The 19525-nt window shown below is 73.4% G+C and carries 22 protein-coding genes; 11 read left to right on the top strand and 11 right to left on the bottom strand.

The window, feature by feature from the left end:
- Positions 1–152: DUF6401 family natural product biosynthesis protein (locus DKL51_RS34675; protein WP_260428349.1), on the top strand; the 152-nt coding region annotated here is incomplete at its 5' end.
- 57 nt (positions 153–209) lie between these two features.
- Here DKL51_RS34675 and DKL51_RS02655 read toward each other — a convergent pair.
- Positions 210–1091, bottom strand: coding sequence for a mechanosensitive ion channel family protein (locus DKL51_RS02655; RefSeq protein ID WP_109946728.1), 882 nt, complete (start codon positions 1089–1091; stop codon positions 210–212).
- A gap of 200 nt (positions 1092–1291) precedes the next feature.
- Here DKL51_RS02655 and DKL51_RS02650 point away from each other — a divergent pair, with 200 nt between their 5' ends.
- The 3 genes from DKL51_RS02650 (at position 1292) to DKL51_RS02640 (ending at position 5596) form a co-directional block, all read left to right on the top strand.
- Positions 1292–3433, top strand: a complete 2142-nt coding sequence (locus tag DKL51_RS02650) for a SpoIIE family protein phosphatase (RefSeq protein WP_109946729.1) — start codon at positions 1292–1294, stop codon at positions 3431–3433.
- 41 nt (positions 3434–3474) lie between these two features.
- Entirely contained in the window at positions 3475–4236 is a 762-nt protein-coding gene (locus DKL51_RS02645) for an HAD family hydrolase (protein ID WP_243421060.1), read from the top strand.
- A gap of 64 nt (positions 4237–4300) precedes the next feature.
- Complete coding sequence (locus DKL51_RS02640) at positions 4301–5596, top strand: cation:proton antiporter (protein ID WP_109946730.1); 1296 nt, start codon at positions 4301–4303, stop codon at positions 5594–5596.
- On the opposite strand, the gene DKL51_RS02635 is transcribed toward DKL51_RS02640, so the two are convergent.
- Together DKL51_RS02635 and DKL51_RS02630 are read right to left on the bottom strand one after the other, a co-directional pair.
- On the bottom strand, positions 5546–6577 hold the full coding sequence (locus tag DKL51_RS02635) for a sensor histidine kinase (RefSeq protein ID WP_165823217.1): 1032 nt from the start codon (positions 6575–6577) through the stop codon (positions 5546–5548). The genes DKL51_RS02640 and DKL51_RS02635 overlap by 51 nt on opposite strands.
- Before the next feature lie 99 nt (positions 6578–6676).
- On the bottom strand, positions 6677–7624 hold the full coding sequence (locus tag DKL51_RS02630; protein ID WP_109946744.1) for an NAD(P)/FAD-dependent oxidoreductase: 948 nt from the start codon (positions 7622–7624) through the stop codon (positions 6677–6679).
- Between the two features lie 103 nt (positions 7625–7727).
- Between DKL51_RS02630 and DKL51_RS02625 the strand changes: the two genes are divergently transcribed.
- Positions 7728–7943, top strand: coding sequence for a DUF3072 domain-containing protein (locus tag DKL51_RS02625; protein ID WP_109946745.1), 216 nt, complete (start codon positions 7728–7730; stop codon positions 7941–7943).
- Position 7944: 1 nt separating this feature from the next.
- Here the strand turns inward: DKL51_RS02625 and DKL51_RS02620 are convergent, their stop codons facing one another.
- From DKL51_RS02620 to DKL51_RS02610, 3 genes are read right to left on the bottom strand one after another with little or no spacing between them, the layout of a single operon-like run.
- Positions 7945–8445, bottom strand: coding sequence for a metallophosphoesterase family protein (locus DKL51_RS02620; protein WP_109946732.1), 501 nt, complete (start codon positions 8443–8445; stop codon positions 7945–7947).
- Between the two features lie 52 nt (positions 8446–8497).
- On the bottom strand, positions 8498–9277 hold the full coding sequence (locus tag DKL51_RS02615; protein WP_109946733.1) for a glucose 1-dehydrogenase: 780 nt from the start codon (positions 9275–9277) through the stop codon (positions 8498–8500).
- Positions 9274–11115 carry a glycoside hydrolase family 15 protein gene (locus DKL51_RS02610; protein WP_109946734.1) on the bottom strand — a complete coding sequence of 614 codons (1842 nt, stop codon included), beginning with the start codon at positions 11113–11115 and terminating at the stop codon, positions 9274–9276. The genes DKL51_RS02615 and DKL51_RS02610 overlap by 4 nt, the downstream gene beginning before the upstream one ends.
- A gap of 108 nt (positions 11116–11223) precedes the next feature.
- On the opposite strand from DKL51_RS02610, the gene DKL51_RS02605 reads away from it, so the two are divergent.
- The gene (locus DKL51_RS02605) at positions 11224–11811 is read left to right on the top strand and encodes a general stress protein (RefSeq protein WP_109946735.1); all 588 of its coding nucleotides are present in this window, start codon (positions 11224–11226) and stop codon (positions 11809–11811) included.
- Between the two features lie 48 nt (positions 11812–11859).
- Here DKL51_RS02605 and DKL51_RS02600 read toward each other — a convergent pair whose 3' ends face one another.
- Both DKL51_RS02600 and DKL51_RS02595 read right to left on the bottom strand, forming a co-directional pair.
- Positions 11860–12447 (bottom strand): DUF1684 domain-containing protein, encoded by a 588-nt coding sequence (locus DKL51_RS02600; protein WP_109946736.1) that lies wholly within the window; start codon positions 12445–12447, stop codon positions 11860–11862.
- A 26-nt stretch (positions 12448–12473) separates the two neighbouring features.
- Positions 12474–13001 carry a GNAT family N-acetyltransferase gene (locus DKL51_RS02595; RefSeq protein ID WP_109946737.1) on the bottom strand — a complete coding sequence of 176 codons (528 nt, stop codon included), beginning with the start codon at positions 12999–13001 and terminating at the stop codon, positions 12474–12476.
- Positions 13002–13162: 161 nt separating this feature from the next.
- Between DKL51_RS02595 and DKL51_RS02590 the strand changes: the two genes are divergently transcribed.
- Together DKL51_RS02590 and DKL51_RS02585 are read left to right on the top strand one after the other, a co-directional pair.
- On the top strand, positions 13163–13645 hold the full coding sequence (locus tag DKL51_RS02590; RefSeq protein WP_109946738.1) for a MarR family winged helix-turn-helix transcriptional regulator: 483 nt from the start codon (positions 13163–13165) through the stop codon (positions 13643–13645).
- A 10-nt stretch (positions 13646–13655) separates the two neighbouring features.
- On the top strand, positions 13656–14642 hold the full coding sequence (locus DKL51_RS02585) for a pirin family protein (protein ID WP_109946739.1): 987 nt from the start codon (positions 13656–13658) through the stop codon (positions 14640–14642).
- Between the two features lie 60 nt (positions 14643–14702).
- On the opposite strand, the gene DKL51_RS36080 is transcribed toward DKL51_RS02585, so the two are convergent.
- The gene (locus DKL51_RS36080; RefSeq protein ID WP_260428348.1) at positions 14703–14831 is read right to left on the bottom strand and encodes a hypothetical protein; all 129 of its coding nucleotides are present in this window, start codon (positions 14829–14831) and stop codon (positions 14703–14705) included.
- A 131-nt stretch (positions 14832–14962) separates the two neighbouring features.
- Here DKL51_RS36080 and DKL51_RS02580 point away from each other — a divergent pair, with 131 nt between their 5' ends.
- Positions 14963–16552, top strand: coding sequence for a phospholipase D family protein (locus DKL51_RS02580; protein ID WP_109946740.1), 1590 nt, complete (start codon positions 14963–14965; stop codon positions 16550–16552).
- Positions 16553–16559: 7 nt separating this feature from the next.
- Here DKL51_RS02580 and DKL51_RS02575 read toward each other — a convergent pair whose 3' ends face one another.
- Positions 16560–17255 carry a hypothetical protein gene (locus DKL51_RS02575; protein ID WP_109946741.1) on the bottom strand — a complete coding sequence of 232 codons (696 nt, stop codon included), beginning with the start codon at positions 17253–17255 and terminating at the stop codon, positions 16560–16562.
- Positions 17256–17604: 349 nt separating this feature from the next.
- Here DKL51_RS02575 and DKL51_RS02570 point away from each other — a divergent pair, with 349 nt between their 5' ends.
- Complete coding sequence (locus tag DKL51_RS02570) at positions 17605–18429, top strand: SigB/SigF/SigG family RNA polymerase sigma factor (protein WP_109946742.1); 825 nt, start codon at positions 17605–17607, stop codon at positions 18427–18429.
- 88 nt (positions 18430–18517) lie between these two features.
- Here DKL51_RS02570 and DKL51_RS02560 read toward each other — a convergent pair whose 3' ends face one another.
- Positions 18518–19249 (bottom strand): class I SAM-dependent methyltransferase, encoded by a 732-nt coding sequence (locus DKL51_RS02560; protein WP_109946743.1) that lies wholly within the window; start codon positions 19247–19249, stop codon positions 18518–18520.
- Positions 19250–19292: 43 nt separating this feature from the next.
- On the opposite strand from DKL51_RS02560, the gene DKL51_RS02555 reads away from it, so the two are divergent.
- Positions 19293–19525, top strand: a 233-nt coding sequence (locus DKL51_RS02555) for a hypothetical protein (RefSeq protein WP_148097710.1), incomplete at its 3' end; no start/stop codon positions are given.

Below are 19525 nucleotides of genomic sequence, written 5' to 3'. Positions count from 1 at the left end.
GGTACGCCCAGGGTGTCCGCGCCGCCGCGCTGGAGCACGGCTGGGAGCCTCCGGCCGACCTGACCGACTGGTCCGAGCCGGACTGGCTGCTCACCCGCCTGCTCGCGGTCTGCGCGCTGGCGCGCTCGCTGGACCCCCGCTACCTGGCCTGACACGGCGAGGGTGCCCGCGATCGCCCCGCGGACACCCTCCGTCGTGCATCGGCCGGCTCAGCTGCCCGGTCGACCGAACTGCTGGGTCTCCTCGCCCACGTTCCCGGACTGGTACGTGCCCTGCCCGCCCCGGGCGCCGGACATGGTCTCCTGCCCGCGCGACATGACCTGGGTACGCTCGGCCGCGCTCCGGTCGGCCATCTGCCGCTCGTAGTCGGTACGCCCGGCACCCTGCGCCTGGCGCTGCTCCCGGATCGCCCGGGACTCCTCCGCGGCCCGGTCCAGCCAGCCGTCCCAGCGGTTCTGCATCGGCTTCACCAGACCACCGCCGACCCCGACGATCAGGATGCCGGCCACCGTGGCGAGCACCGCGATCAGCACCGGCGTGGTGACGGTCGTGGCGATACCCACCTGGTTCAGCGCGGCGATGATGCCGAGCGCCAGGATGAAGACCGCCGCCAGGTCGGCGAGGATCTTGCCGTACGACAGCCCGCCCAGCGCACCGGTGACCAGGTCCCGCACCGCGTTGGCGATGGCGGCGGCCACGACGATGATGACGATCGCCACGAACGCCCGCGGCAGCCAGGAGATGACCCCCCGGATCAGGTCACTGATCGCGTTCGGTCCCCACACCCCGAAGGCGAACTGCAGGGTGAACAGCAGGACCGCGTAGTAGGCCAACCTGGCCAGGATGTCGCTGGCGTCGTACTTGGTGCGTTCGAGCGCGCGTTTGATGCCGCCCCGTTCGACCGCTCGGTCGAAGCCCACCCGTTCCAGTGCCACGTCCACGATCTTGAGGACGGCTCGGGCGATGAGCCAACCCACCACGAGGATCACGATGAACGCGATGGCCCTCGGGATGAAGAGCAGCACCGACCTCCACATATCGGCCAGGGCGTCGCCGATGTTGGCCTGCCCGACCGCGAGGGTTTTCTGCATGGTGTCCCTCCTGTCGCGTGAACTGCGACGCCCGCATACCCCGTCGTCCGGGTGGCACGCCGCGCCGCCCACCCGAGATTTCCGGACATGTCGGCCCGAACAGGCTCTGGCCTGCCGGAACGACCACGTCCGTCGCGGCCACGGAGCGTCGCCCCGGCATGATCGGAACGTCCGCGCCACGCTCGGGCTAGGCTGCGGTCATGCCAGGCACGGTCGGGCGAGTCCCCACGCCATCAGCCCCGGTCCCGGGAGCGCCAGCGGGCTCGAGCGCCACCCGCTCCGGCGCGGCGGCCGCGGTGCTGGCCCACCCGTGGGACAGCACGCCGCTCGGGCCGCCCGAGCGGTGGGACCCGGCGGTACGGGCGGTGGTCGACCTGATCCTGGCCTCCCCGGTGCCGATGGCCCTGCTGTACGGCGACGACCTCGTGCTCCTCTACAACGAGGGGTACGCGGAGCTGATCGGCGCCCGGCACCCGGACGCGCTGGGTCGGCCGGCGGCCGAGGTGTTCGCCGACATCTGGCACGACCCCGGCACCGGGCAGGTGGTGGAGCGGGCGTACCGGCGGGGTGAGTCCTTCCTCGAACGGGAGGCGGTGCTGCCGGTCGAGCGGCACCTGGCCGGCACCGGCGAGCCAGCGGTCTTCACCCGCGGCCACTCCCCGGTCCGGGACAGCGGTGGCCGGATCATCGGCGTGCTCAGCGTCGCGGCGCAGACCACCCAGCTCACCCACCAGCTGCAGAGCCTGAGCGACTTCGCGGCCGCGCTCTCCGGCACCCTCACCCTGGACGACGTCGCCCGGGTCACCCTCCGGTACGCGATCAACTCGTTCGACGCCGACCGGGTCTCCTTCGCCATCGACGAGGGGGGCAACTGGCGGCTGGTCCGACGGATCCGGGGAGAGCTGCTCGACGAGGCGGACGAGCGGCTGCCCCCGCTCTGGCGCCGGGCCCCGGCCGAGTCCCCCAGCCCGGTGGTCGCCACCGCCCGCAGCGGGATCCCCTTCTACACCAGCGACGGCCAGCCGCTGGGCGAGACCGCGGTGGACCGGCACGACCAGAAGATCCGTGCGCTGGCCACCCTGCCGCTGCGTTCCTCGGTGATCCGGGGCGCCCTGGCGGTCGGGTACCAGGCCCCGCACACCTGGTCGGCCGCGGAGCGGGCGCTGCTCGCCGCCTCGGCCGAGCTGATCGGCCAGGCGGCCGAGCGGGCCCGCCGGTTCGAGACCCAGCACGGCACCGCCCAGCTGCTGCAACGCAGCATGCTGCCGGAACAGCTGCCGGACCTGCCCCGGCTGCGCATCGCCGCCCGCTACTCCCCCGGTGTGGACGGCAACGCCGCCGGCGGCGACTTCTACGACGCCTTCCTGCTGCCGACCGGCGCGTTGGGCGTGGTCCTCGGGGACGTGGCCGGCCACGACGTGCAGGCCGCCGCCCGGATGGGACAGGTCCGGGCCGCGCTGCGGGCGCTCGCGCTGAGCGACCCCCGCCCGGACGCGGTCCTCGCCGGGCTGGACCGCCTGGTGGCCAGCCTCGGCACCGAGGCCGGGACGCACGAGCTCTTCGTCACCGTGGTGTTCGGGGTCGTCGAGGCCGACCGGGAGCAGATCACCCTGGCCAGCGCCGGGCATCCCGCGCCGCTGATCCGACGCTGCCCGCCGGACGGCGAGCCCACCGCCGAGTACGTCGAGGTGCCGCCGGCCGCCCCGCTGGGCCTCGGTTGCCGGCCGCGGACGACCACCGTGCCGTTCCCCCCCGGCGACACGCTGCTGCTGTTCAGCGACGGCGTGGTGGAACGGCGCTGGCAGGACCTCGCCGCCGGCCTGGACGGATTGAGGGCGGCGGTGACCGGCGCGAGCAGCGGCGATCCCCGGGCGCTCTGCGCGGTGGCCAGCGGCGCCGTGCCGGGCGCCACCGAGGACGATGTGGCGGTCCTCGCGGTGGAACACGCGGTCCGGCCGAGCCGCTCGGCCAGCATGGAGGTCCCCGCCGAGCCGACCGCCCCGAGCCGGGTGCGGCACTGGATGGCGGCGCAGCTCACCGAGTGGCAGGTGCCCGAGGCGGTGGTGGGCGCCGCCGTGCTCTGCACCAGCGAGCTGACCACCAACGCGCTGCTGCACGCCGGCACCGCCGCCCGGGTAGAGATCGACCTGAGCGCGGAGCGGCTGCTGGTGTCGGTGGCCGACTACGGCACCCGGGGCACGGTGACCCGGGCGCAGACCGACACGTTGAGCAGCCGCGGTCGCGGTCTGGGTCTCATCGAGGAGCTGAGCGACGCCTGGGGCACCGACCCGACGGTCCGCGGCTCCACCGTCTGGTTCGAGATCCTCATTCCCGGCGAGTGAGTCGCGCGTCGGCGCGGGCGCCGCAGGGTAGAAGGGGACACATGCCTACGGACAACCGCTGCGGCGTCCTCTTCGACGTGGACGGGACCCTGGTCGACACCACCTATCTGCACACGGTGAGCTGGTGGGAGGCGCTGCGCCAGGCCGACCACCTGGTGCCCATGGCGACGATCCACCGGTCCATCGGCATGGGGTCCGACAAGCTTCTGGACCATCTGCTCGGGCCGGAACGGGACCGGGACGCCGACGGCAAGCTGCGGGACGCGCATGACAGCCTCTACGCCGAGTACTGGGAGCGGCTGAGCCCGCTGCCCCGTGCCCGGGAGCTGCTCCGGGCGTGCGCCGGGCGCGGGCTGCGGGTGGTGCTCGCCACCTCGGCCGCCGAGCACGAGGTGGCCGCCCTGCGGGCCGCGCTGGACGCCGACGACGTCATCGACACGGTCACCTCCTCGGCAGACGCGCAGCAGAGCAAGCCGGCGCCGGACATCCTGGTCGCCGCGCTGGAGCAGTCCGGGCTGACCGCGGAGCGAGTGGTGTTCGTCGGCGACTCGGTCTGGGACGTCGCGGCCGCCGGCAAGCTGAACATCCCATGCATCGGGTTGACCTGCGGCGGCACCAGCCGGGGCGAGCTGGCCGGCTCGGGCGCCGTCGCGGTCTACGACGATCCGGCCGCGCTGCTGGACGGCCTCGCGGACAGCGCCATCGCCGCCCTCACCGACCCGACGAGGTCGGTCCGCGCCCCGCGCCGGGCCGGCGCCGAGGTGACCGGCCCCACCGGGGACAAGACGGACACCGAGGTATAGCGGCCCCCCGTACGGGGCACTGGTCACCACCTGGCCGCACCCCGGCGGCGGGAAGGGTGGTGCCGTGGAACCGGTCGATGTCGCGTTCGCGCTGGTGGGTGTCGGCGCGCTGTTGGCAGGGATCCTGCCCCGGGTGTTGGAGCGCCGGCCGCTGTCCATGCCGATCGCCTTCCTCGGCCTGGGCATGCTGGTCTTCCTGCTGCCCATCGGCCTGCCCAGCCCGGATCCGCTCCGCTGGCCCGAGGTGACCACCCATCTCACCGAGGTCGGCGTGATCGTGGCGCTGATGGGCGCGGGGCTGAAGATCGACCGGCCGCTGAGCTGGGCGCGCTGGTCGTCGACCTGGCGGCTGCTGGCGGTCGCGATGCCGCTGTGCATCGCGGCGGTGGCGTTGCTGGGCTGGTGGTGGGCGGGTCTGGTGCCGGCGGCCGCGCTGCTGCTGGGCGCGGCGCTCGCCCCCACCGACCCGGTGCTCGCCTCGGACGTGCAGGTGGGCGAGCCGACCGACGTGGAGGACTCCGAGGACGAGGTCCGCTTCGCGCTCACCTCCGAGGCCGGCCTGAACGACGGGCTGGCCTTCCCGTTCGTGTACGCGGCCATCGCGTTCGCCACCACCAGCCTGGCCCCGGCCGACTGGCTGGGCCGCTGGTTCACCGTCGACGTGCTCTACAAGCTGGCCGTCGGGGTCGGCGGCGGGCTGCTGATCGGTTGGCTGCTCGGCAAGCTCTTCTTTCGCGCGCCGAGCGAGCTGCGGCTGGCGCGGCACGCCGAGGGCTTCCTCGCGCTGGCCGCCACCTTCCTGGCGTACGGGCTGGTGGAGGTGGCCGGCGGGTACGGCTTTCTGGCCGTCTTCGTCGCCGCCCGGGCGATCCGGGCGGCGGAACGGACCCACGAGTTCCACTCGGTCCTGCACGACTTCGCGGAGCAGATCGAGCGGCTGCTCACCGTGCTGTTGCTGCTGCTCTTCGGCGGTGCGGTGATCGGCGGTCTGCTCGCCCCGCTGACCTGGCCGGCGGCGCTGGTCGGGCTGGCCCTGGTCTTCGTGGTCCGGCCGCTGGCCGGCTGGCTGTCGCTGCGTGGTGCGCCGGGCCGCCCGGCGGAGCACTGGGTGATCTCGCTCTTCGGCATCCGGGGCGTCGGCTCGTTCTACTACCTGGCGTACGCGACCAGCAAGACCGACTTCCCGCAGGCCGAGCTGGTCTGGGCCACGGTCGGCCTGGTGGTGATCGTCTCGGTGGTGGTGCACGGGATCGCGGCCACGCCGGTCATGCAGCTGCTCGACCGGAAGGGCGAACGGACCCAAGACCCGTCAGAGCGGGGGCGCGAGGGCGAACCCGTTCTGGGTGGCGCCCGGGGCTGAGCGGGGCACCGGGATTGCCGGGGGCAGCGGATCCCGGTCCAGATCGAGGTGCAGCCGGATGGTCGTCACCCCGTCGGCGGTGTGCACGTCGACCAGGTCGCAGAGCTGGTGGACCAGCAGCAGGCCGCGGCCCCGTACGCCGTCCCGCGGCGGCGGGATCCGGCCGGCGAGCGGGTCGGTGAGTTCGCCGCGCCCGCTGACCTCGCAGAGCAGCTCGCCGCGCTCGACCCAGCAGCGCGCGGTGGCCGGCCCCGCCCCGTGGGTGAGCGCGTTGGACGCCAGCTCGGTGACGGCGATCCGCAGGTCGTCGACCCGTTCCTCGGTGAGCCCGGCGGCGCTGCCGACCGTGGCGACCGTCGCCCGTAGCGCGGCGAGCCCGGCGGGCTCGACGAGCACCGTGACGGCGTCCCGCGGCGGCGCGGGGAGGGGGCGGGTGAGCTGGTCCAGGACGGACTCGGGGCGCTGGTAGTCGCGGCTGATCCGGGCCACTCCCCCGCTGACCAACCACGGATGGGTGTGCCCGACGCAGGCGAGCGCCGCCGCGGGCAGCCCGGACCGGTCGAAGAGACAGCGGGCGGTCACCGGGCGGTCGGCCAACGCGACGTTGAGCACGGCCTCGTGCTCCATGCAGTGCCGGTACGCAACCGACGGCCGGCCGGGCCAGAGCGACTCCCCCACGATGCGCAGCCGGCGGCCGGGGAACCGGTCGACGAAGTCGCGCAGGGCGGTCGGGATGATCGCCGCCGGGTTGCGCCCGATCACCGCCATGTCGGCGAGCTCGACCCCGCCGAGCCCGTCGAGGACCGGCTGGACCAGCGGCAACCGGTGGGTGGGCACGGCGACCAGCACGGGCTCGTCGGCGGCCCGACCGGCGGCGACGAAGTCGCGGATGCCGTCGAGGTAGTCGCGGTCATGGTCGTAGAGCAGGGCGTCGTGGCGCAGCCCCTCGGCCGGGAACGGCGACCGGTCGTCCCCGGTCAATGCCGCACCCCGCCGACCGCCCGCAGCCATCACGTCGCGCGCACCTCCCGTCGGCAGGATACCTGCCGGTAACCAGGGGCTGTCGCGCAGTGCCGCCGGTCAGCCACGGACCGCGATCAACCGCTCGCCCAGGGCCCGACCGAGATCCCGACCGGAGCGCCAGGCGCTCTGCACCCGGGGCTTGCCGAACGCGTCCCCGGCGAGCCCGATCCCGTCGTCGTCGAGGTGGTACGTCCCGTCGCCGCCCGGGGCGGGCTTGGCGTACGTCCACCGGTGCACGTGCACCAGTTCGGCGGGCTCGGGCAGGCCGAGCAGGTCGCGGACCGCCTCCTCGACGGCCGGACCGGCGGCGGTGGGCTGCGGGAGGTGGCGGGCGGCGAACTCGGGCGTGGTGTGCGCGACCAGCACGGGTGCGTTGTCGCCGCGCCGGTCGCCGTCGTCGCAGACCAGGCTCAGCACCGGGTGCCCGTTGACGAAGGCGCCCCGGAAGTCGGGCCAGCGGCGCGCGGGAAAGCGCAGCACCCCGGTCAGCGCCGGGGACCAGTGCTGCCGCTGCACGGCGCGGGTCGCCGCGGTGAGCGCCGGGTCGAGCAGCAGGGCCGCCTGCGGGCCCGGCATGGCGAGCACGACCGCCTCGCAGGACCGCCCGTCGACCCGGGGCCCCGGCTCGACGGTGAGCACCTGCCGGTCGAGGACCACGGGCAGGTCCCGCGCCAGGTGCTCGACCAGGGAACGCAGGCCCCACGGCGCGGCCCAGCGCATCGGGCCGGAGGCCTCGCGCCGGCCGTCCGGGCCGTACGACACCAGGGTGTCGGTCCATTCGCGGGCCAGCCCGGCCGCCCGCCAGCCCTCGACCACCTCCGCGAAATCGGGGTCGCTGACGGTCAAGTACGCCGCGCCGAGGTCGGCGGGGCGGCCGTCGAACCGCTTGCTGGCCATCCGCCCGCCGGGAACCCGGCCCCGCTCCCGGATCTCCACCGGGATGCCGGCCCGGGCCAGCTCGGTCGCGCACGCCACGCCGGCGATCCCCGCGCCGACCACCACCACACCCGCCCGGTCCATCCGATGATCGTATGCGGGGCCGGGCCGACCGGCATGAAGCCCGGAAACCAGGGGTACTGGTACACCTGTTCGAGGAAAGGTGATCATCATGACCGATCGCAGCAACGGCAACGCCAACCCCGAGGCCGCCATCAAGGATCCGGACGAGTGGGTCACCGGCGACGAGCCGCCGACCGCCGCCCAGGAGTCGTACCTGCACACCCTTGCCCGGGAGGCCGGCGAGGAGGTGCCGGAGGGCCTGACCAAGGCGGAGGCGTCCCGGCGGATCGACGAGCTCCAGGCGGAGACCGGCCGCGGGCAGTGACTCAGCCGGGTGGCAGGCGGTGCAGCTCGACCTCGTCGAGTCGCCCCGCCGCCACCCGCGCGGTCAGGTAGGTGGCGTACGGCTGGGCCCGCCGGTCGGTCGGTGAGCCGGGGTTGAGCAGCCGCAGGCCGCCCGGGGCCACGCTGTCCCACGGGATGTGCGAGTGCCCGAAGACCAGCAGGTCGCAGTCGGGGAAGCGGGCGGCGCAGCGTTCCTCCCGCCGGGTCTTGGGCCCGGTCTCGTGCACCACCGCCACCCGCAGCCCGTCCAGTTCCACCCGGGCCACCTCGGGTAGCCGGGCCCGCAGCGCCGGCCCGTCGTTGTTGCCGAACACGCCGACCAGGCGGCGGGCCCGGGCCTCCACCGCGTCGAGCAGCGCGACGTCCACCCAGTCGCCGGCGTGCAGCACCAGGTCGGCGGTGTCGATCGCGGCCCAGAGCGGCGCGGGCAGGTCCCGCGCCCGCTTCGGTACGTGGGTGTCCGCGGTGATGACCAGTCGCATCCCCGATCCTGCCCACCTGGCGCCCGGCTGTCGCGGACCGGCCCGGCGAGGTTCAGGCGCCCTGGCCCTGGTTCTGCATCAGGCCGCCGTCGATGAAGTACGTCGACCCGGTGACGTAGTCGGCGTCGTCGCTGGCCAGGAAGAGAGCCACCTTGGCGATCTCCTGCGGCTGCGCGGCGCGCTTCCACGGGATGCTCTGCACCTGCTCCTCCAGGTACTTCGGGTCGTCGATGGCCCGCTGGTTGAACGGGGTGAGCACCATGCCGGGTCCGATGTTGTTGACGTTCATGTGCATCGGGGCCACCTCCAGCGCCAGGCTCTTGGCGAACTCCAGCATCGCGCCCTTGCTGGTGTCGTAGTCCGCGCCCCCGGCCCGGGCGACCTCCTGGTGGATGGACGTGATGTTGATGATCCGCCCGCCGCCGCCCTGGTCCCGGCGGTGCCGCACAAAGCGGCGGGAGCAGAAGAACGTGCCGTAGACGTTGGTGCGGATGCACCGGTCCCAGGTCTCGGTGTCCAGGTCGGCCACCGGGATGCCGGAGGCGTCCACCCCGGCGTCGTTCATCAGGATGTCGAGCGTGCCGAACTCGGCGAGGGCCTCGTCGAACATGGCCTCCACCTGGTGCTCGACGCTGATGTCGCCCTGCACCACCACGGCCCGGCGGCCGGCCTTCTCGATCTCGGCCTTGGTGTGGTTCGCTCCGGCGTGGTCGTGCAGGTAGTGCACCACCACGTCGGCCCCCTCGCGGCCGAACTCGATGGCGGTGGCCTGTCCGATGCCCGAGTCCGAGCCGGTGATGAAGGCGGTCTTCCCCGCCAGGCGTCCGGTCATCTGCGTGCTCCCTCCGTGGCTGCCGTGCCGGTCGGCACGGGTCGTCGGGCGGCCCTGTCACCGAACCGTTCGACGGCATCGGTGATCTTGCCCGCGGCGTTGATGAGGCCGATGTGCGAGAAGGCCTGCGGGAAGTTGCCCAGCTGTTCCCCGGTGGCCTGGTCGATCTGCTCGGCGTAGAGGCCGAGGTCGTTGGCCCGGGCGGCGAGCTGCTCGAAGAGCCGGCGGGCTCGGTCCACCTCACCCGCCTCGGCGAGGCAGCCGACCAGCCAGAACGAGCAGATGACGAAGCCGGCCGGGTCGTCGTCCCAGCGCCGCAGCAGGCCGTCACGGGAGAGCCGGCGTTCCACCGCGTTCATGGTGGAGCGCATCCGGGGGTCGTCCGCCGGGAGGAAGCCGACCAGCGGCATGATCAGCACCGAGGCGTCCAGGTGGTCGGAGTCGAACGCCCCGGTGTACGCCTGGAGCCGCTCGTTCCAGCCGCGGGTCAGCACCGCCGCGCGCACCTCGTCCCGGGCCGCCGTCCAGTGGGCCACGTCGTCCGGCGTACCGATCCGCGCGCCGAACCGCACCGCCCGGTCCAGCGCGGTCCAGCACTGGACCTTGGACGACACGTAGTGCCGCTCGACGTCGCGCGCCTCCCACATCCCGGCGTCCGGCCGGCGCCAGTCCCGCACCGCCCGGTCGGCCAGGGCGCGCAGCAGGTCGCGGACGTCGGGTGACATCGGGTCGAGGTAGTACCGCATCAGCCAGGCAGCGTCGAGGACCTCGCCGAGCACGTCGGTCTGCCGCTGCTTCCAGGCGTCGTTGCCGATGAAGACCGGCCGGCTGTCGGCGTACCCGGCGAGGTCGTCGAGGTGGTGTTCGGTGAGGTCGCGTTCGCCCTGGACGCCGTACATGATCGGCACGGGTTGGTCGTCGATCTCGCCCATCGCCCGGGCGACCCAGGCGAACTGCCGGTTCGCCTCGTCGGGGCACGCGGCGAGCCAGAGCGCCTGGAGAGTCAGGCTGAAGTCGCGGACCCAGACGAAGCGGTAGTCGTAGTTGCGGTCGCCGCCCAGTTCCTCAGGGAGCGAGGTGGTCGCCGCGGCGACGACCGCCCCGCTGGGCTGGTACGTCATGCCCTGTACCACCATCGCGCTCAGCCGCACCTGGTCCCGGTAGAGCCCGCGGTAGTCGTGCAGGCCGGCCCAGGAGCGCCAGCCGGCGACCGTCTCGGCCACCACCTGGTCCGCGTCGGGGAGGGCGGGCTCGCCACCGTCGTAGGTGGGGGCGTACCCGAGGGTGAAGTGGTGGGCGGTGCCGGCGCGGGCAGTGAACCGCCCGGACGCCGTCCCGTGGCCGCAAGTGAGGGGGACGTTGGCCCGCAGGCTCAGCCGGGTGGGGCCGGCGACGGCGTCGACGGTTCCCTCGCCGCCGGTCAGGTAGGCGCGGACCCGGCCGTACTCGAAGCGCGGCCGGTACTTCACCCGCATCGGCACCGCACCGGACAGTCCCTCGACCACCCGGGCGAGCACGCGGGGCGACCGCAGCCCGATCTCGTGCCCGCGGGCGCCGGGCTCCAGGGCGAGGGCGTCGGTCACCGCCACCGACCCGCTCCGCGTGGTGAAGACGGTGCGCAGCACCAGGCTGTCGTCCAGGTACGACCGTTCGGTGGTGAAGGGGTCCTCGGGCCGGATGCTCCAGTGCCCGGCGTCGTCGTCGAGCAGCCGGCCGAACACCGACGGGCCGTCGAAGCGCGCCGGGCACCACCAGTTCACAGCGCCGGCCCGGTCCACCAGGGCGGCGCTGCGACCGTCGGCGAGGAAGCCGTGCTCGCTGATCCGTCCGGGCTCCACGTCCGCGCCTACCCGGGCCGTCCGGGCGACATGCCTCCGCCGCGCCGGCGATCCGCGTTACCGCCCGCCGCCGGTGGGAACGCGCCGGGTTGACGAAGGAGGATGCTCATGACCAGACCCTCGAATCCGACCGCGGCCTGGCGGCCCGGGCTGCCGGGCAGCGACAACCTCCCGTCCGGTCCGGCGGGGCGGCCGGCACCGCCCAGCGGGGACGGACACGGGCCGCAAGCCGGTCCACCGACCGTGACGATCGGCTCGTACCCGGACTATCCGTCCGCCCAGCGCGTGGTGGACTATCTGGCCGACAACCGGTTCCCGGTGGAACGCACGTCGATCGTCGGGACCAACCTGACCCTGGTGGAGACCGTGCTCGGCCGGATGACCACCGGACGGGCGGCCCTGGTGGGCGCCGGTACGGGCGCCTGGTTCGGGCTCTTCATCGGGTTGCTCTTCGGCATCTTCACCGCGGGCAGCTGGGTGGCGGTGATCCTGGTCGGACTGGTGATCGGTGCGATCTGGGGTGCCGTGTTCGGTGCCGTGGCGCACGCGATGAGCGGGGGCCAGCGCGACTTCACCTCGGCCAGTTCGCTGCGGGCCAGCCAGTACGCGATCACCGTGGACGCGGACCTGGCCGACCAGGCGCGGCAGCTGCTGGGGCGGATGCACCTGACGCCGACCGGCGCGACCGCCCGCTGACCGTCACCTTCGACGCCCCGGTGCCGGTGGCGCCGGGGCGTTGACGCGTCAGTGCCGGTACGCCAGCTCCCCCGCCCGGATCGGCACGTCCACCCGGTTCTCGGGCGGCGCCAGCGGGCACGCCCACCGGTCGTCGTACGCGCAGCTCGGGTTGTAGAGGTAGTTGGCGTCGAGGCGTACCCGGTCGCCGGGGAGCACCGTCAGGCCCCGGCCGAAGGTGCCCTTCACCGTGTCGGTCAGGTACCGCCCGCCGCCGTAGGAGTCGCTGCCGCAGGTGGCGTCGCGCAGCGGGACGAACAGCCCGCCGCCGTACGCCTCGATCCACCACAGGGTCAGCGGCCCCCACGGGGTCTCGGCGATCGCCACCCGACGGTAGTGGACCACGCCGTCCGGGCCGCCGGTGTCGATGCTCTCGGTGCCGGAGGCGGGGCGCAGCGGCGCCTCGACCACCGCCTCCGGGTTCGGCGGGTGGTAGCGCAGCCCGGTGAAGGCGGCCCGGTCGGCGGCCGGCAGCGGGCTCTGCGGGTGGGACCTGAACAGCTCGTCCCGGGCCGCCCGGAACCCGGCGAGGTCGAGGTCGGAGAGGTGCAGCCGGGCGACCCGTTCCCGCCAGTCGAGCAGCTCGAGATCATTCACGCCCCGACCCTAGCCGGGACGGCCTGTCAGGCGTCGGTGGCCAGCCGGGCGTGCAGGTGCTCGTCGTACCGCCGGCCGTCGCCGTACAGGTGGGACTCGCGCAGGGTGCCTTCGAGCCGGTAGCCGGCCCGGTCGGCGACCCGGCAGGAGGCCGGGTTGGCGACCGCGTGGCAGAGCTCGATCCGGTGCAGGCCCAGGTCGGCGAAGCCCCAGGCGGTGAGCGCGGCGGCGGCTGCGGAGGCGACGCCCCGGCCCCGCGCGGCGGCGGCCGTCCAGTACCCGATCGAGGCGTTCCCGTGGTGGATCTGGTTGAGCGACGCGCCGCCCAACAGCCGCCCGTCGGCCGCGTCCGTGATGGCCAGGGACATCCGGGTGCCGGAACTCCAGTCGGCGCGCCACCGGATCCATGCGGCGGCCCGCGTCAGGTCGGTCACGTCCTGCGAGTTCCATCGGGCGATGGCCGGCTCGTTCAGCGCGGCCAGCACGGCCGGGGCGTCCTCGTGCCGCCATCGGCGCAGCCGCAGGCCCGGCGCGGTCAGCTCGACATCATCCACGGCCGGCAGTCTGGCACGCCGGCCCACGTCAGGCGCGCGCATTCTCCGGAGACGCCATCCCTTCAAATCGCAAAAGCTTCCCCCACATGCGCCAACCTAATGCTGATAAGGCGCGTCACAGGGCGCTTGTTGAAATTTGAAAGAGTGCTACTCTCGTACCCGTGACCGAGAGCCTGAGCCCCGAGCGGATGACCGCTTGGCGCGCATACATCGAGGCGAGCCAGCGGCTGTTCACCCAGCTCGAGGAGGACCTGCGCGCGGACAGCGAGCTGAGCTTCGCCGATTACCACGTGCTGGTGCTGCTCTCCGAGGCGCCCGGCCAGCGACTGCGGATGGGTGAGCTGGCCAGCCGGCTGGTCTTCTCGCCGAGCCGGCTGACGTACCAGATCACCTCGATGCAGAAGCGCGGCCTGGTCGCCAAGGAGTCCTGTCCGGAGGACCGCCGCGGCAGCGAGGCGGTGCTCACCGCCGCCGGCCTCCTGACGCTGCGCGAGGCCGCACCGCACCACCTGCGCTCCGTGCGCGCCCACCTGATGGACGACCTCGACGACGCCGAGGTCGCCTGCCTCACCCGGGTCTTCGAGCGGCTCGGCCGGCGCCTGCGCGCCGACCGCGACGCGTCGTCCACCCCGGCTGACAAGTAAGGAGCCCGAGATGCCCGCGATCACCGTCGACGACGTCCTCGTCCTGCCCCGCCTGCCGAAGCTCGACGAGTCCACCACCTTCCGCCCGGTCCGCCGGCTGACCACCGCGCCGAGCGGCTACGAGGGCGAGGGCTTCCCGGTCCGCCGGGCCTTCGCCGGGGTCCCGCTGACCGACCTGGACCCGTTCATTCACCTCGACCAGATGGGCGAGGTCGACTACGCCCCGGGCGAGCCGAAGGGCACCCCGTGGCACCCGCACCGCGGCTTCGAGACGGTGACCTACATGATCGACGGGATCATGGACCACCAGGACTCGCAGGGCGGCGGCGGCACCATCACCGACGGCGACACCCAGTGGATGACGGCGGGCTCCGGCCTGCTGCACATCGAGGCGCCGCCGGAGCACCTGGTGATGAGCGGAGGCCTCTTCCACGGCCTGCAGCTCTGGGTCAACCTGCCCCGGGCGGCCAAGATGAACCCCCCGCGCTACCAGGACATCCGCGGCAAGGAGTCGGCGCTGCTCACCACCCCGGACGGCGGTGCGCTGATCCGGGTGATCGCCGGTGAGATCGCCGGGCACCGGGGGCCGGGTTCCACCCACACCCCGATCACCATCACGCACGTGACGCTGCAGCCCGGCGCGGAGCTGAACCTGCCCTGGCGGCCGGACTTCAACGCGCTGGTCTACGTGCTGGCCGGCCGCGGCACCGTCGGGACCGACCGGCGGCCGATCCACATCGGGCAGCTCGCGGTGCACGGCCCCGGCGACGCGCTGCGGGTCACCGCGGACGACCGGCAGGACGGCAACACCCCCGCCCTGGAGCTCTACATCATGGGCGGGCAGCCGATCCGGGAGCCGGTGGCGCACTACGGGCCATTCGTGATGAACACCCGGGCCGAGCTGATCCAGGCGGTCGAGGACTTCCAGGCCGGCCGGCTCGGCGTGATCCCGGCCGGGCGGCTGCCGCACACCGGTGGCGAGGGCGCCCGTCCCTGACCGGCCCGTACGCGCTGGGCGTCCCGGTTCGTCCGGGGCGCCCAGCCTGCGGTCACGCGGTCAGGAGACGGCGAAGATGCCGGCCACGCCGAGGATCACCATCACCAGGACCGCCAACAGCGCACCCCGTTCACCCTCGACCGCCTGCTCGCGGTACTCGGTCACGGTGTTCGTCGTCTCGGCGGGCATGGTGTGGCCTCCTCGGTTTCGTGTCTGGATGTCTGGCGGACCTCGCGCGGAAGCCGCCGGCCGGTGGGCCGGCATGCGTACCTGTCGCCGGGGTCCTACGGTGAGGACGTTGTCGACCTCGGGAGGCTGGCGTGGCGATGCAGGACTGGTTCCTCACCGCGCAGGAACGTGCCAACCCGGTGTCTGAGTTACCCGTCTGGACGAGCGGAAACCTCGCCGAGCCGTTGATTCACGGTGCCGCGTACTTCGACCGGCTGGTCCGCGAGGTCGAGGCGCTCAAGGCCGGCGACCACCTCTTCTTCACCGACTGGCGGGGCGACCCGGACGAGCGGATGCGCCCGGACGGCCCCACGGTGGTGCAGCTCTTCGCCCAGGCCGCCCAGCGCGGGGTGGTGGTCAAGGGCCTGATCTGGCGCTCCCACCTCGATGCGCTCTCCTACAGCGAGGCCGAGAACCGCAGCCTCAGCGAGGCGCTCTGCGCGGCCGGCGGCGAGGTCCTGCTGGACCAGCGGGTCCGGCGCGGCGGCTCGCACCACCAGAAGCTCGTGGTGCTGCGCCACCCGGACGCCCCCGAACGGGACATCGCCTTCGCCGGCGGGATCGACCTCTGCCACAGCCGACGGGACGACGCGGAGCACCGCGGCGACCCGCAGGCGGTCGCCATGTCGCCGAAGTACGGCGACCAGCCGCCCTGGCACGACGTGCAGCTCGCGGTCCGCGGCCCGGTGGTCGGCGCGCTCGACACCACGTTCCGGGAGCGGTGGACCGACCCGATGCCGCTGGACTCGGAGAACCCGTTGGCGTACCTGCGGGACCGGCTGCGCCACGCCGACCTGTCGCCCGACCCGCTGCCTGCGCAGCCCGCCGATCCCCCGCCCTGCGGCCCGCACCAGATCCAGGTGCTGCGCACCTACCCGGCGGTGCGGCCCCGGTACTCGTTCGCCCCGGACGGGGAGCGCACCGTGGCGCGGGGCTACTCCAAGGCGGTCCGCCGGGCCCGTCGGCTGATCTACGTGGAGGACCAGTACCTCTGGTCCACCGAGGTGGCCGAGCTCTTCGCCCGGGCGTTGCGGGAGCAGCCGGAGCTGCACCTGGTGGCCGTGGTGCCCCGCCATCCCGACGTCGACGGCCGGCTGGCGCTGCCGCCGAACATGGTGGGCCGGGAGCAGGCGCTCTCGCTCTGCCAGAAGGCGGCGCCGGACCGGGTGCACGTCTTCGACGTGGAGAACCACGACGGCACTCCGGTCTACGTCCACGCCAAGGTCTGTGTGGTCGACGACGTCTGGGTCAGCGTCGGCAGCGACAACTTCAACCGCCGGTCCTGGACCCACGACAGCGAGCTCTCCTGCGCGGTACTGGACGAGACCCGCGACGAGCGGGCCCCCACCGATCCGGGTGGCCTGGGCGACGGTGCCCGAGTCTTCGCCCGGGACCTGCGGCTGCGGCTGTGGCGGGAGCACCTGGACCGGGACCCGGACGGCGGAGAGGATCACGATCTGCTCGACCCGGCCTCGGCCGTCGCGGCGATCACCTCGGCGGCGGACGCGCTGCAACGCTGGCACGACTCGGGCCGGGTCGGCCCCCGCCCATCGGGCCGGCTGCGCCCGCACCAGCCCGAGCGGCTGCCCTGGCGCACCCGCATCTGGGCGCTGCCGGCGTACCGGTTGATCTACGACCCGGACGGCAGGCCGCTGCGGGCCCGGCGCGCGGGCACCTGGTGAGCGCGCCCTACGCGGGCTCGGCGACCGGCGTCCCGTCGAGGGCGTGCGGACCGGCCGGGTACGCGAACGACACCCGCGGGGAGTAGAAGCCCCAGCCGATGGTGAGCGGGTTGGCCGGCCGCAGCGGGTAGACGGGGTGCTCGGGGACGAGGAACTCCACCGACTCGATCTCGAACGGCGCCACCGGCTCGGCGACGTACGGGTAGTCGGCGCTGATCAGCTCCCCGTCCCGGGCGGTCACATAGCGGTGGTGGCCGCTGCGGATCACGTGACCGGTGTCGCCGACCCGGGCCACGGTCCGGATGAGTGGTCGCCCGTCGACCCGGGTCTCGGCGGTGAGCTGCTCGCCCCGCACGTTGACGCTGGTCTGCCCGGCCGACACCGGAACGCCCCGGACGGCCGCGTACTCGCGTACCCGAGGGCTGGAGGCGAGGTAGTGGGTCCACCACCCGCCCGGCACGTCGCCCTCCGGCGGGTCCATGCCCACCAGCGAGACCCCGAGGTACGTCAGCGAGTACGCCCCGAAGCCGGAGGTCTGGCTCTCGTCGTCCACCACGTACTGGCAGAGGAAGACCTGACGGTCGGGGCGGGGCCGCAGCCCGTCCGGCACCAGGGCCGCGACCGCGTCGGGGTCCGCCGGCAGCCAGCTGAACAGCAGCAGGCGGGCGTTGACGACGAGTTGCGGGGCGGCGGAATCGAGCACGGTGCCTCCGTAGACGTGTACTCACGGACGCTACGGGCGGTCTCACCGACGGGACAACGACGGAACGTCGCCAATGCGAACCGTTTGCCGGTTTTCCGCTGACCGGTTGGCGGAGGCAGATCGCCGACCGTCCATCCGTCACCGGCGTCCGGCCGGTAAGAACGATCACAAGCCGCCGAAGTTATGTCTGCTAACAGGCTTTCATGTCGGAAATTCCCTTAAGTACATCGTACTTTCGGCTAGATTTCGCAGAGACGATCAGGTTAAGGTGAGTCCCGAACGGCCCATCTGAAGCTAAACCAAAGCGTCACGTCATTTACTCGCGGACGAGGTGCAGGGAGGACCACCCATGACCGCGCAAACGACCAGCGAGCAGGCGACCACACCGCCGTCCACCACCGAGAAGCTCGATCCGCGCGCCCTCACCGACAGCGCCGCCGATCTGCTCAACGCGATGGCCGCGCTGCCCGCCAACCACCCGTCGCGCGCTTCGATGCGCGACAAGGCGATCGAGGCCTGGCTGCCGCTCGCCAACCACCTCGCCCACCGCTACAGCGGTCGCGGCGAGCCCACCGACGACCTGGCGCAGACCGCCGCCGTCGGCCTGATCAAGGCGATCGACAAGTTCGACCCCTCCCGGGGCGTCGACTTCGCCGGCTACGCCATCCCGACCATCATCGGCGAGCTCAAGCGCCACTTCCGCGACCGCACCTGGGACATCCGGGTGCCGCGTCGCCTCCAGGAGCTGCGACTCGCGATCTCCGACGCCAACAGCTCGCTGCTGCAGACCCTCGGCCGCTCACCGACGGTCGCCGACATCGCCGCCCACCTCAAGCTGACCGAGGAAGAGGTCCTGGAGGGCCTGGAGGGCGCCCGCGCGTACAACGCGGTCTCGCTGTCCACCCCGACCGGCGACGGCGACCGGGCGACCGAGCTGGGCGACATGCTCGGCGGCGAGGACAACGAGTTCGAGCTGGCCGAGCTGCGGGTCGCCCTCGGCCCGGCGCTCGCCACGCTCGACGAGCGCGAGCAGAAGATCCTCACGCTGCGCTTCTACGGCAACCTGACCCAGTCGCAGATCGCCGACCAGATCGGCGTGTCGCAGATGCACGTGTCCCGGCTGCTGGCCCGGGCGCTGACGAAGCTGCGGGGGCAGCTCGACGGAACGTACTAGGGGGTGGGGACGGTGGCCGGGTCGGCGGGCCCGGCCATCGTCGTGTCCCGGGCCCGGTCGGCGGTCTGCCGGCCGGGCCTTTCCCTGCTCAGCGCAGCACCAGCAGGTCCATCGAGTCGACCACCGGCGCGTCCGGGGTTCGCTCGGCCGCGGCGCGCATCCGGCGCAGCCCGCGCGCGTAGTCGGCGTCGTCGAGGAGCAGCAGCGGGGTGTGCGCGGACCGGCGCAGTCCGTCGGCGGCCTCCCGCAGTGACCGGGCGCTGATCTGGGGCACCGACTCCAGCGCCGCCGGCGCGAAGCCGACCTCCTCGAACGCGGCGCACACCTCGGCCACCGAGGGGTAGCTCTCCACCACCCGCAGCGCCTCCGGGAACCAGCGGAACAGGGTGATTCCCCCGCCCCGCCCGGCGAAGACCGAGCGGACCAGCACGGGTGCGCCGGGCCGCAGCACCCGGCGCAGCTCGGCGGCGACCGCCGGCAGGTCCGGCAGGTGGTGGATCACGGTGGAGATCCACGTAGAGTCCACGCTGGCCGCCGCGAGCGGCAGGGCCTCCGCCGCACCGGCCACCATCCCCGGGTACACCGAACGGGCCCGCATGGCGGCCGACGGTTCGACCGCCACCACGTCCACGCCGTACCAGTCGCGGAAGGCGGCCGCCCAGGTGCCGGTGCCGGCGCCGAGGTCGAGCAGTCGGGCACCGGCGGTCGTCGGCAGGTGCCGCGCCACGGCGGCCCGCCAGCTCGCCAGCCCGTCGGCGTCGAGGTGCCGGGTCGCGGTGAACGCTGCCGCGCTGCTGTCGTCGTACGCGATCCGTGCCATGACCCTCACCCAACGCAACGGAATGGGCGAAGGTCAATGTGAGATGTGGAACAGCTCGGCCGCGGCGGGCGTCATCCAGGCCCCGAGCAGCGGATGCGAGAGTGGGAGCGTGCTCTCCGACGTACCCCTCGACCTGCCGGTCCGGCCGGTACTGCCCGCGCTGACCGAGGCGCTGCGGGCGGCCGGCGCCGCGGTCCTGGTGGCGCCGCCCGGCACCGGCAAGACCACCCTCGCCCCGCTCGCGGTGGCCGACGAGGTCGCCGGTCGGGTGCTGAT

Origin of the sequence: Micromonospora globispora, assembly GCF_003857015.1 — a bacterium.
In the GTDB taxonomy this organism is placed as follows: Bacteria; Actinomycetota; Actinomycetes; order Mycobacteriales; family Micromonosporaceae; genus Micromonospora; species Micromonospora globispora.
The sequence above is the reverse complement of the archived record's forward strand: the minus strand, read 5'-3'. Positions and strand labels throughout refer to the sequence as shown.